This is a genomic window from Sphingobacterium sp. UBA5670 (assembly GCF_002420705.1).
In the GTDB taxonomy this organism is placed as follows: domain Bacteria; phylum Bacteroidota; class Bacteroidia; order Sphingobacteriales; family Sphingobacteriaceae; genus Sphingobacterium.
The window spans coordinates 83,343-97,044 of record NZ_DIIM01000032.1; the positions used below are offsets into that span (position 1 = coordinate 83,343).

Sequence of the window (13,702 nt, forward strand, 5' to 3'; positions counted from 1 at the left end):
AATATAGCTCACAGTGGGAAGATTAAAAATAAAATACAAAAGAGAATTAAATACAACGGAGAACCTCGTCCGAAAAATTGGATTAATACTTATCACCATCATTCTGATCTGTATATTCCTTCCCAAACAGCCTCGGTTTCGCTATGAATTCCAAAAAGGAAAAGTATGGAATCATGAGAATCTGATATCACCTTATAATTTTGCCATCCTAAAAACGCAGGAGGAATTAAATGCGGATAAGAAAAGTATCTTAAACACGATTCAACCGATTTACAATGCCAATACGACAACGAGCAAAGAGCAAATTGATCAGTTCAATACCGACCTCGCCGAAAAATGGCAAAGCAGCAAGCTGGATACTACACATGAGAATATTGCGGATTATAGAAATGCCGGTAACGCCATCTTAAACCACCTCTATGGCAAAGGAATTCTATCATTGAACAACCGCTTTCAAAACCGCAGCAATGACAAATCTCCCGCTTCTAAGCATTACAACTTCACACTGATCCAGGATAAAGTTGCCACCCAAAAAAACACAGCCGACTGTTATACCATCGAAAGCTCCTATGGGTATATGGATGAGATCATGCCCAAATTGACCAAAATAAAACAAAAGAGTTGGCTGGAGGAAATTTTAAAAAATTACATTACCATCAACTACATTTATAACGATCAACAAACAGAAGCTTTAGAACAAAATGCCATTGCAAACATATCGGCTACGCGCGGTGTGGTCCAAAAAGGAGAACTGATCGCTGAAAAAGAGAAAATCATATCCAATGAGACTTATCAAAAACTCGAGTCGCTTCGTAAGGTATATGAAGATGAAGGCAAGATCAGTGGAAATCAAAACTATGTGACGCTTGGACAATTTCTGATTATCTCGCTTGCCCTTTCTATTTTGATGGTATTCCTTTTTCTTTTCCGCAAGGATATCTATTTTAACAATAGGTTGCTGGTCATTATCATGATTGTGATCATTGGGATGCTCGCTGTCCTGTCCTGGGCCATTAAAATTAAAATACCTAATCTCTATTATATCCCATTTTGTGCCGTCCCCATTATAATCCGTATTCTTTTTGATACGCGGGTAGCACTCAATATTCACCTGTTGATGGTGTTGCTTGCGGGGCTCTTTGTACCGAATAGTTTTGAGTTTGTCTTCTTGCAGTTTATGGCTGGAATTGTTGCGATCTATAGCATTAAAACATTGGTCAAACGGGAACAGCTGTTCATTTCGTCTGCTATTATCCTCGGTACCTACTGGATTGCTTACATTGGCTTGGTCGTCACGAGAAACGGATCTATAGACACCATCTACTGGTCTGACCTTCTTCCTTTTTTCGTAAGTGTGATGATTACCTTATTGGCTTATCCGATGATCTATGCATTCGAAAAGTTATTTGGTATTGTATCTGACCTAACGCTCATGGAGCTTACCAATAGTAACTCCAAATTATTACGGGAGCTCTCTTTTAAAGCGCCGGGAACATTTCAGCACTCTTTACAAGTGGCTAATCTAGCGGAAGCCGCTATCTACAAAATCGGCGGGAATCCGCTGTTGGTCCGCGCCGGAGCCTTATACCACGATATCGGAAAACTGACAAACCCGCAATTTTTCATTGAGAACCAGCGGACAGAAAAAAATCCGCACGATGAGCTGTCTCCGGAACAAAGTGCGCAGATTATTATATCACATGTCATCAAAGGAGTCGATATTGCCAAAAAACATCAGTTGCCCGATGTTATCCTTGATTTTATCCGCACGCACCATGGAACGACCCGTGTTGACTACTTTTATAACGTTTTTGTCAAGAACAATCCCGACAAACTGGTTGACGAATCTTTATTTACCTACCCCGGTCCAATTCCTTTTTCCAAGGAAACAGCCGTACTCATGATGGCCGACTCAGTGGAAGCCGCATCACGTGCACTGAAGGAACCGTCTGAGGAGTCTATCAATAATCTTGTCGACAAGATTATTGAGCACAAATTGATGCGCGGTCAGTTCAATAATAGCAATATTACACTCAAAGATATCACCGAATCTGCGGTTATTTTTAAAGCTATGCTCAAAAGTATCTACCATGTTCGGGTTGATTATGATTTGAGCAAAAAAACAATGTAATTTTAATTGTCAAACAACAAATTGAATTTCAAACGCTTATTGCAACGTTACATTTTTTTTGCATTTTTTTTATTATTTAGACTTTGCAGAATCAAATAATTGCCTTATGTTTGCAATGTCAAAACGAGGAAGGGTGCCTGAGTGGCCGAAAGGAACAGTTTGCTAAACTGTCGTACTGGAAACGGTACCGCGGGTTCGAATCCCGCCTCTTCCGCCAAGACAAAAAAGCTTTCTGAGAAATCAGAAAGCTTTTTTTTTGTTTCCAGTGAAAGGCAACACCAAAAACAGCATCACGTAAAAAATCCAGGAGAAAGCGGTTCATGAGGACAAGAAGGTTTTCATCTCATTTGCCATCCAATCCGGTTAAAGGCCCCCTACTTAGCCTCAATTTGAACCTTTCCTGAAATAAGTCCCTTACTTTTTGCTCTAACGACAATTGGCCCTTTATTTTCACTTTTGATGATCGCCAAGGCTTTACCGTGAAATGCTTTGCGTGACGCCGATTGAAAACCGGTCAGATCGGTCGTATTGCCATTGTCTGTCGCCACAATTTTTGCACCCTTTCCCTCCACCTCAAATTCGATTTTATCGTCTGCATCAGGAACGATCGTACCAAACTCGTCGACCACATAAGCATGTACAAAGCAAAGTTCTCTGTTTCCTGTATTGAAAGTGGCATTTTCTGATGACAATTGTATGCGGTGCGCTTTAGATGCCGTATGGATTGTTTTACTCAGCACCTTCTCCGTTCCCTGATATGAAATTGCCTCTATCTTGCCCGGTTCAAATTCCACGCCTTTAAATACAAGATCGTACCGGTCTGGATCTTTCGACTGTTCCCCTATTTTTCTGCCGTTCAGATAAAGCTCCACTCGGTCGGCCCGGTTAAAATACACCACGACGTCTACCCGCTCACCTTTTTTCCAGTTCCAGTGAGGCAATACATGTAAGACTGGTTTTTCTGTCCATACACTTTGATACAGATAGTAGACGTCCTTCGGAAATCCGGCTAGATCAACAATACCAAAGTACGAACTTCGCGCCGGCCAAGTGTATGGTGTGGGTTCGCCGAGATAATCAAAACCCGTCCACACATACATGCCTGCAATATGGCTGTATTTTTCCATTAACCGTAAGCTCGTCTGATGGTTTGATCCCCAAGGCGTGAATACATTGTCGTAAGCCGATATGCTCCTGTCCTCGTTGCCCCCATCAAAAGGAATATCCCATCTTTCGGGCCACATACGAATGGAATCGTAAGGAACCAAATCATATTTCCCGCGGCTTTCCAATGCCGAGGTACTTTCTGTTACAATAAACTTCTTTCCGGGATGATCCTGTGGGAAGCTTGCCCATTTTTTATGATTGTAGTTATAGCCCACTAAATCTACCGCCCCACTCATCAGTACAGGATTGGATTCAGAAAGCTCATTATTGGCAATGGTGGTCGGACGTGTACCGTCCAGGCTATCGACGATTGCGGCCAGTGATATCGGAATGGCTGTACCGTCAGCTTTGGAATGCCATTGCTCCTGTGCTTCATTGCCCAGGCACCAGATAAACAGCGACGGATGATTCCGGTCCCGTTTGATATGATCCGCGAAGTCCCGCTTATACCATTGATCCCAGTATAAATGATAGTCATAGGGATTTTTATGGCCTTTCCAAACATCGAATGTTTCACTCATCACGATAAAACCCAAGCTGTCGCAAAGGTCCAAAAACGCTGGGGCCGCAGGATTGTGTGATGTCCGTATCCCATTCACCCCCATTGCTTTCATCATGCGGAGCTGACGTAATGCCGCAGACCGATTAAATGCCATGCCTAACGCGCCGAGGTCACTATGTAAACAGACCCCTCGGATTTTAAGCTGTCTTCCATTCAGTATAAAGCCCTGCTGCTGATCGAATCTAAAATGGCGTAAGCCAAATTTGGTATGCTGTTCATCCAGCACCTGACCATCCACAATGAGCTGTATTTTTGCTGTATATTGATAAGGGCTTCCAATATCCCATAAGACGGGATTTTCCAGAACGATCTGCTGAGCGATGGGATGTAGACCTTCTTTGACAGCGTTCAAAGTTGTACGTTTGCTTGCGACAACAGCACCTTGAGCGGAAAGGACCTCCGTCAGCAGCATCATCCTTTTTGATTCTTTACGGCTATGCTCAATTGCCAGCGACAGGTCTATTACCGCACGTTTCTCGCTAAGCTCTCCAGCCCTTACGAAGGTACTGTTGGTGGCTATGCTGATTGGATTTCGACTAATTAATTTAACATCGCGATAGATCCCCGAACCAGAATAGAAACGCGAATTGGGCTGATTCCTATTATTTACTTTGACTGAAAGCAGGTTGTCCCTGCCATCCCAGTATAGATCATGGGACAGTTCATATTCGAATCCGATATAACCATTCGGCCTTTTCCCTAAGAAATGCCCGTTGATCCATACTTCGCTGTTTTCGTATATACCTTCAAATGCGACAAATATCCGCTGGCCCCGCTCGGTGCTAGACAGCTTAAACGATTTTTGATACCAGCCTACGCCACCATCGAGGTAAGCAGCCCCGCTGCCTGCGGGGCTGCTTAAACGAAATGGCATTTCGATGCTCCAGTCATGCGGCAGATCGAGCTGTCGCCAGCCTTCTCCTTTTCGTCCATTGCTATATTGCTGGTTGCTGTCCAGTTTAAACCACCAGCCCCCATTAAAATCAATAACCTTTCTGGACTGCCCAATTAAGGAACCCGTATTTATCAATAGTAGGATTAGTATACCTATTATTCGGCTACAACCTATGTCAAATAATTGCTTCAACATACATTTATTTGTTCATTTGGGTATTCGACCTATCTTCGGTCAGACTCTCCTTGAAGGCCTTGCTGATAAAATTAAAGGTCAGCATGGCCGCTCCATCGTTCGAAAGCACCGGATCTCGCAATACCGCTAATTGCATGGTATTCTCGGTCAACGACATAATACGGACATCGCCCCAGTCAACGACGATCCCATCTTGTGGTTTTCCATGTAAAGGCGAAGCCCCCGTCATGCGGATGGTTTTCTTTTCGGTATCGATATTAAAAGTCCCCTTCTGTACTTTGCCCAACATGGCATGATTCACATTGATGTTTGCTCCACCTTTCAGGTCAAAAGTCATACTCCCATAATCGCCTGCAGGCATCAGCCAACTATTGCCTTTCCAGTCGGGTTCCCAGCTCCAGCTATCGCTGTTAAGAGGCGCAGCTGTTTTGTTGATGCTGCCCCACCAGTCACCGGTGCCGTAAAAGTACAGCGGACCTTTAAAGTAACGGGAGATACCGTCTGCATCTAGATCGAGATACCAGGTTTTCTCTTCCCCAGCCCCGCCCGTCAATAAGGTCCAGGTCTCATCACTGATAAATTCGGCATACATCTGATCGATTTTAAATGTTACAGGTTCACCGTAAACAATCCCGCCACGGGTCTCTACACCAAATTTGACCGTGTACTCGCCCGGGAAGGGCATTTTCAGGATAACCTTTTTTTCCTGACTCCGTCCCTGCGGATGCTCCCACAAAGCGGTGTATCGGGTATCCATCAAGCTGGTTAAATACACAATATTGGGATTATTGGCGTCATGTTCAACAGTAAAGGCTTTTCCCTTCTCCAACTGTGCCGTTGTGACATCGATGTCCCCCAGTGTATATTTCTCCGGAGAACAGGCTCCAAAGAGTACCATCGCTACAAAGAAGCAGATGGTATATGTGAATATCTTTTTCATGTTTGTCTAGTTATAATTCAATGGATAGCAAATTCTACTACGCTTTTGTCTAGTTCCAGCCGGCATTTTGTTTCAGTACGCCATTAGATAGAGTAATCTGCTTGTTTGGAATCTGCATAAATCCTTTCGTTGTGAGAAAACGCTCTTTAGTCACGGTGACGTTCTCCGGTACCGAACCGCTGAGCACATCTTCTGTTGTTTCCAGTGTAGAAGCCGCATTATTTAACCCCTGCCGCAATACATCCCAATAGCGGACACCTTCAAAAGCAAATTCAAATTTTCTTTCCTTCAGAATATTATTTTTTGAAACTGCCAACGATACGAAATTGGCCTTATACGCTCTTTTCCGTACCTCGTCAAAGTATTTCTGTGCATTTGCGGAACCAAGTTCTGCCGCCATCAACAAGACATCAGCGTAGCGGATCACAAAGTAATCCTGGTCTTGGGATAGTTGCATATCCTTATCTCCACCTGTATTGCTGGTACCGTCCGGCAATGCTGTGGGGGCGTATTTTTTTATGGCGTACCCTGTATACTCACGCTGATCTTTCAGGTCAAATCCCGTGATCTTCTCGCCATCAATATCAATAATTGAAGCAGTCTTGCGCGTATCAGTGTTGTCAAACTCACTGAAGAATTTTTTGCTTACCGTACATGCACCCCATCCCTGGCCATAAGGCGACCAATTTTTACCACGTAGGCCCAGAAAGACCACCCAGCGATTGCCATCAACATAACCGTTGTAATTCGATGTATTGTTGAATTTCTGTGCAAATACAACTTCAGCATTCCCCTTACCTGCATATTTGGAGATATCAAGTGTATTGTTGCTAGCATTCGGAATATAGCTCGCTGCTGGCCAAAGATTCTTGAAATCAGCTACCAGCGCAAACTGGCCGCTGCTGATAACATCTTCCAAGCCTGCAAGGGCTTCGGCTTTGGAGATACCAATATCTTCCTTTCCATAATAGCCCGAATAAAATAGATAGACACGGGCCAATAGCGCTTTTGCAGCAAAAGGAGTTGCCCGGCCATCATTGGTTGCCGCAGCTGATTTGGGGTAAGCTGTTGCAGGAATGTTTGAAGCTGCAAACTTAAGGTCGGAAACAATCAGCTGATAAATCGCTTTGGGGTCCGACTGCGGGATATTCTCATTGGTTGGACTCGTTAACAAAGGTATGTTTTCGAATAGGCGGACGAGATCAAAATACATGGTGGCCCGCAGGAATTTCGTTTCCCCTTCTATACGTGCCCGTGCAGTTGTATTGCCCGAAAAATCAGTGCCGTCCAATTTTCCCAACAGCGTATTACACCTAAAAATTCCAGCATAATAATCTGACCAGGTGCCGTCAAAGATATTGTTGTCCGATTGGGACTGCGCAATATCAAAACGGTCTATTGCCTGAAATGAGCGACCGTCTGTAGTACCTGTTCCGCCAAAACAATTGTCAGCAGCCACCTCTGCTGTCAGATAGAAAGACTGGCTCCCATTGGAGGTCGTCCGTTGATAACCATCGTAACAACCAACCAGCGCCATGTCTGCATCGGCGACGGTTTTATAAAAATTGCTTTCCAAAACGCTTGTCATCGGCTCGACATCCAAAAAACTAGATGAACACGATCCTAAAATTAAGGACCCAAATAACATGGAATGATAGATATAGCTCGTTTTTTTCATGATTTCTTGTGTTTAGAATTTAACATTTAGGCCAAATAATACCGTTCTTGGCCTTGGATAGTAACCGAGGTCGATACCCGATACCCAACCATCGGTTCCGTAACCGATCTCAGGATCCATTCCATCATATTTGGTGAAGGTGAACAGATTTTGTCCCTGTACGTAGAAGCGGATCTGATTGGCGTACTTCCATTTGACCAGCTTCGACAGATCATAACCTAAGGTCACATTGCTGATCCGAAGAAAGTCTCCATCCTGAATGTAAAGGTCTGAAAACTGCCAATTGACGTTGGTTTCCGTCACACGAGGAATCGAACTGGAAGTACCCTCTCCGGTCCATCGATCTAATATTCTTGTGGTATAGTTTGCTTGTTTATTGGCATGATTGCGGTAAGACTGCACAATTTTGTTTCCGAGGGAACCGTAAGCATTCACCGAGAAATCAAATCCTCTGTAATCCAGTCCAATATTAAATCCATAAGTAAAATTAGGCATACCCACGCCCAGATTTGTCTTATCCGAGGCATTGATAATGCCATCGCTGTTCTGGTCTACATATTTCACATCACCTGGTTTTACATCCGCCTGAAGGATGCCCTTCCCGGCTGTTTTCCAGGCATCGATCTCGGCCTGGTTTTGGAATAGACCGTCCGTTTTATACCCCCAGAAGTAGCCAATGGGCAGGCCGTTTGCGGCACGGTAAAATTCTTCCGAGTTATCGTATAACATGGCTGTCTGTCCATGGATAATTCCATCTTCAGTTGGTATCTGTCCCACCTTATTTTTGTTATAGGCACCATTTACCCCAAGACGATACTTGACTTCATTGATCTTATCCGCCCAATTTAGTCCCAGCTCCACACCTGTATTCTTTACGTCACCGCCATTGATAAAGGGAGGCAACGTTCCGGTTGTCGCCAAAACAGGCGCGGTAACCAGCCAGTTCTTGGTCTTTTTAACATAAAAGTCGGCAACGACATCCAAACGGCTGTTCGCAAATTTGGCATCAAATCCGATATTGGTCTGCTCGGAAGTTTCCCAGGTCAGATTCGGATTGGATAAACGGCTCGGATAAGCCCCGGCAATGTTATTGTTGCTCGTTCCAAAGACATAATGTGCTCCGGGGTTGGACGATGTAATGCCTGTTGAGGTACTGATGGGGGCCGCATACTGAAAATCAGCGATATCCTGGTTACCAACTTGCCCCCATGACGCACGGAGTTTAAAGAAGTTTACAGCCGCTAAATGCTCTTTAAAAAACTCTTCCGAAGAAATTACCCAGCCTGCCGATACCGAAGGGAAATATCCCCAGCGGTTGCTGCGCGAAAATTTAGAAGATCCATCGGCACGCAATGTAGCATTCAATAGGTACTTTTCCTTATAGTTGTAGCCCAGGCGTCCAAAATACGAGACCCTGCGGGTGATGTTCTCCGGTTTTCCAGACACTGTACGTGTTTCGACGACATTACCTTTTTCATCCAGGTGTGCCTGGCCTGTAGTATTGTCCAGATAGGCATGTGCAAAATCGTTGAACTGCGAAAGCAGATTCCAGTTGGAACCCGAAAGGTAAGTTCCCTGGTAACGAAGCGACTCCATACCGATCATGGCCGAAAAACGGTGATCCGTGTGAATATCAAAGTCATAGGAAGCTGTATTTGTCCAGGTCAATGTATGCCCCTTACTCATGTTCTGTGAGGTCGTTGTATGATCCTGGTTGTAGGTGTAGATAGAGAACCGATATAAGGGTGTAAAACTTCTGTATTCCGAAGCATAATAATTGAACCCCAGCAGTGAACGGACCTTTAAGCCTTTGATCGGTTCAATCTCCGCAAATACATCGGCCAGTAATTTTTGACCATCATTGGCATTATTCGAATTGGTCATCATCACCCCATATGGATTGCTATCCCCATTGTACCAAGGTGAATTGGAGGTATCATTGAAAGGACTTCCGTACAAGCCATTATCCGAATACACCGGCGACAAGGGCGAAGTGGCAAAAGCACCGCGCAGGGTATTGCTGTACTGATTTCCGACACTGATGCCTCTATTTTTAATGTAGTTAAAGTTGAGGTGCTGCCCTATTTTCACAAAGTTATCAAAGAGCTTATGCTCCGAGTTCGTCCGGAAACCATAACGCTGATAGTTGGAAACGTCCTTGCCGCCCACAATTCCTTCCTGACCAATATAGTTCATTGATAAGGCGTAGGTGGATTTCTCATTGCCACCGGTCAGGCCAACATTGTAATTATCCGTTTTTGCATTATCCTTGAACATGTAATCCATCCAATTGGTATTGGCCAAACCTTCCATGCTGTTAAAATCAATCACCGCGGCTCCCGAATTCAGTGATTGCTCATTCATGATCAGCTTGTATTGATCTGCATCCAGTAATTTCGCTTTACGCGAAACGTTCTGAATGCCTGTATAGCCATCAAACGACAGCACATTCTTGCCTGCTGCGCCCATTTTTGTGGTGACCAGGACCACTCCATTTGCCGCCTGCGACCCATAGATGGCAGCCGAAGCCGCGTCTTTAAGTACGTCGATAGATTGGATATCGGCCGCATTCAAGACCGAAATATCCCCCCCCGGAACGCCATCAATAACGTACAGCGGACCCGAATTGCCGATTGTCCCCAATCCGCGGACGACGACTTTCATATCTGCTCCCGGTTGACCGGAAGTTGATGTAATGGACACACCAGGTGCTTGCCCCTGAAGCGACTGCAGCGGGTTCAACTGATTGCGTTTCTGCAATTCTTCACCCTCCACCTTCAAATTGGCTCCTGTATTCAATTTTTTCTTTTGTACACCGTAGCCAATGACCACCACTTCTTCGAGATCGGAAGCCTGCGGCTGCAGGCGGATTACCATATTGGGGCCGGTAATTTTAACTTCTTCCGTTTTGTACCCCACGTAAGTAATGGTCAATATAGTACCTGTGCTGGCCTTCAGTGAAAACTTGCCCGACTCATCACTGCTTGTTGAAATCTTCTGATTCTTTACGCCAATACTCGCTCCCACGATTGGCAAGCCTGAATCAGCCGAAACAACCGATCCTGTAAAGGATTGTGCCCAGACCAGAGAGGTCACGCTGGTCATGACCACGACGGCCACGCCCCTGCTCAACAATTGTTTGCTTATCATATGTCTTGATTTATAAATTGGTTTTTTATTGTTTTAATTTGATTTGCAAGGCTTTCCCTATATAGGTTACTGCTGTTGATTTTTTTGATGAAACATCCAGTCCGACGGCGTTGCTATCGCTGACAAAAATGATATTAAACTTTCTTTTGGTCAGCATACCCTCGAAATCCCCCTGACGGCTGGCCAAAGACAGTGTCTGTGTCGAATTGTCGTAGCTGAAATCAATACGGCTGTATTTTCCTTTTTCATAATTATAGTTGCTCCCTTCATCTTCATAGAGTGAAAACTGACCATTTGCTCCGGCATAGATATATAGATCCAGTACATCTGGCTTTTTCTCCGTCGTATACTGCATGACAGGTCCAATGGGTAATATAGCTCCGGCCCGCACATAGACAGGGATACGTTCGTAGGGTGCAGCCACAAGCATATCCTGTCCACCTGCTATCATCTTGCCACTGTATAGATCATACCAGCTGGCTCCTTTCGGGAAGTGTATCTTTCGTGAGGTCGCTCCTTTTTCTGTAACTGGATTGATGAGCAAGGATGGGCCCCAAAGATATTGGTCATTGCTATTGAATCCATCTTTGTCCTGTGGGAAATCCATAGCAAGCCCACGTATCATCGTATAGTCTTCAAAAAAAGTCTTTGCCGCCAGGCTGTAGTTGTAGGCGAGTAATTTATACCTTAGGCCGATCGCATAAGTCATACTTTTATAGGCCGGATGATCTGCCGGTGCAATATTGTATGGCTCGCGATATGGGAATTGTCCATGCGCCCTGAACAAAGGCAAGAATGTACCGTATTGATACCAGCGGCTATTAAGCTCCCGCCACTCCTCCAAATCTGCCGCATTGGGTTTGTGAAACCTATTTTCAACCAAAAAGCCACCGGCATCCATTGTCCAATACGGTGTACCGGACATCGAGAAATTGATACCCCCTGCAATCTGATCTTTCATGTCATGCCATCTCGAAGCGATATCCCCACTCCAGGCCGCCGCGGCATAGCGCTGCTGCCCCGCAAAAAAGGATCGCGTCAGAATAAATACCCGTTTGTTGGGATCCGTTTCACGCTGGCCCTCATAGATGCCCTTGGCATTTTGCAAAGGGAACGCATTATAATAGCGAACAGATGATCCTATACTCGGCTGAAAAACCGACTTTCGTTCATCCAGATCGATATTGGAGTGAATATCAGGTTCGCTGGCATCCATCCACCAGGCATCGATCCCGATTTTGAAAAGGTTGTTGTCCAACAATTTCCAGAATCCATCGCGAGCTTCTTTGTTGAAAGGATCATAAAAGGTCGAAGTATAACCTTTTCCGATCCAGTCTTTTCTGCCATCATAGATATTGCGGGGATATATCCATTTGTTCGCTTTAAATTCTTGGTATACGGAAGACTCCTCATTGATTTTGGGCCAGGCCGAAATCATGATCTTAAAGTGCTGATCATGCAGCCTCTTCACCATGGCCTGCGGATCTGGAAAACGCTTTAAATCAAATTTCTGACTGCCCCAGTCATTTTCAGCCCAATAAGACCAGTCCTGCACAATATTGTCGATCGGAATCTTGCGTTTGCGAAATTCAGCAGCGACCTCTTCAATTTCCGCTTGCGTCTTGTAGCGCTCTCTGCTCTGCCAAAATCCAAAGCTCCAAAGCGGCATAATCGGTGCCTTGCCGGATAAGTAGCGGTAACCTGCAATGACCTCATCCATTGACTCCCCCTGAACGAAGTAATAATCAATGGCATCGCCGGCTTCCGAATTAAAGGAAAAAAGGTTTTTACGCGCTTCGGGAATAGGGCTTTGCCAGTTTAAGGTAAAATAGGATTCGCCCCCATCCGGTATCCATTCCATTCGGATCTGGTGCGTCTTATCTTTCTGCAGGTCCCTTTCTATTTCAAAAGTACCAGCATTCCAGGATTGCCGCCAGCGGTCGGCGACTTCTTCACCATCAATCCAGACTTTCATATAACCCGAATATTTAAAATGCAGCACATGCCTGCCCGTGTAGGGCGACGAGAAATTTCCCTCATAGATAACCTTACTGTCGGCCAGATTTACTCCCTTTGGAAACTTGTGCTGATCCGTTAGATAGCCATAATCAATAATCGATTCCGGCCGAGATAAATAGACCTCGTTGGCCTTGTTTCGATTTACATAGGTTGCTGTGAGCCAACCAGGTTCACCTTCCTTAGACTGCAGCTTAAAAGCATTTAAGGGCAATAATGGTCTCACATCGCCCGCTTTTGTAATCGAATAATTGTGCCATAAGATACCGTAGTTGTTGGTGGACAGTAAAAAGGGGATTCCGATTTCTGTATTGTACTGCAACAGCGAAACCTGTTTTCCGCGGTTATAGTTCATCACGGCATTCTGATGCTGGCCGAGTCCATAGATCCCTTCCTCAGCATTGACAATAAAGTCTTGGTTAAGGTGATAAAATGCATCTCCCTGATAACTATCGGCTAAGAAAGAACTTGAATTTCGCTTTGCTTCTTTAAGGATGGATTGCCCCTTTAGATCAAAAAACGCTACTTTGCCACTCTCCAAAGAAACGACAGCCTGCATATTGGCTGTTTTTAAATTGACGGTGGAGTCGGTCGAGCTTACTGCTAAAGATTTCACTTGTCGACGCAGTGAATCGACGATGACTAAACTTGTTTGGCTTGGTAAAGCGGCCCCTGTAGGAACAGCGGTGACACGCACAATCTTATCGGTCACAACATCCATATAGACATCCTGATCAATGGAGGTTTCCGAATTTTTGAAACTAACCTTAATACCGGTAGGTGTTTTTTCATAATGAGCTTTATTCGTCTGGCTGAATCCCTGCTGCACGATCGCGAAGAGCATCAGACCACTTAAAGCGTACGTTAAGTTGCGCATTTAAATAAGATTTATTGGTTATTATATTCCCTTGGTTATTATACGTCCTTTCTATTGAAAGAACTGATCAAATATAGAATGCAACCGGTTG

At 44.7% G+C, this 13,702-nt stretch carries 6 protein-coding genes and 1 tRNA gene; 2 read left to right on the forward strand and 5 right to left on the reverse strand.

Annotated elements, in window-relative coordinates; genetic code table 11:
- Nucleotides 1–13: 13 nt before the first annotated feature.
- The gene (locus B3C94_RS22835) at nt 14–2,131 is read left to right on the forward strand and encodes an HD family phosphohydrolase (protein ID WP_293908134.1); all 2,118 of its coding nucleotides are present in this window, start codon (nt 14–16) and stop codon (nt 2,129–2,131) included.
- 127 nt (nt 2,132–2,258) lie between these two features.
- A tRNA-Ser gene (locus B3C94_RS22840) sits at nt 2,259–2,348 on the forward strand.
- A gap of 157 nt (nt 2,349–2,505) precedes the next feature.
- On the opposite strand, the gene B3C94_RS22845 is transcribed toward B3C94_RS22840, so the two are convergent.
- Genes B3C94_RS22845 through B3C94_RS22865 form a run of 5 tightly spaced genes read right to left on the reverse strand, consistent with a single transcriptional unit; the run spans nt 2,506 to nt 13,611 of the window.
- Nucleotides 2,506–4,950 (reverse strand): glycoside hydrolase family 2 TIM barrel-domain containing protein, encoded by a 2,445-nt coding sequence (locus B3C94_RS22845; protein WP_293908136.1) that lies wholly within the window; start codon nt 4,948–4,950, stop codon nt 2,506–2,508.
- A 4-nt stretch (nt 4,951–4,954) separates the two neighbouring features.
- Nucleotides 4,955–5,890, reverse strand: a complete 936-nt coding sequence (locus tag B3C94_RS22850; RefSeq protein ID WP_293908139.1) for a hypothetical protein — start codon at nt 5,888–5,890, stop codon at nt 4,955–4,957.
- 49 nt (nt 5,891–5,939) lie between these two features.
- Nucleotides 5,940–7,568 carry a RagB/SusD family nutrient uptake outer membrane protein gene (locus B3C94_RS22855; RefSeq protein WP_293908142.1) on the reverse strand — a complete coding sequence of 543 codons (1,629 nt, stop codon included), beginning with the start codon at nt 7,566–7,568 and terminating at the stop codon, nt 5,940–5,942.
- A 12-nt stretch (nt 7,569–7,580) separates the two neighbouring features.
- Nucleotides 7,581–10,718 carry a SusC/RagA family TonB-linked outer membrane protein gene (locus tag B3C94_RS22860; RefSeq protein ID WP_293908144.1) on the reverse strand — a complete coding sequence of 1,046 codons (3,138 nt, stop codon included), beginning with the start codon at nt 10,716–10,718 and terminating at the stop codon, nt 7,581–7,583.
- A gap of 25 nt (nt 10,719–10,743) precedes the next feature.
- Nucleotides 10,744–13,611 carry a TIM-barrel domain-containing protein gene (locus B3C94_RS22865; protein ID WP_293908146.1) on the reverse strand — a complete coding sequence of 956 codons (2,868 nt, stop codon included), beginning with the start codon at nt 13,609–13,611 and terminating at the stop codon, nt 10,744–10,746.
- Between the last annotated feature and the right edge of the window lie 91 nt (nt 13,612–13,702).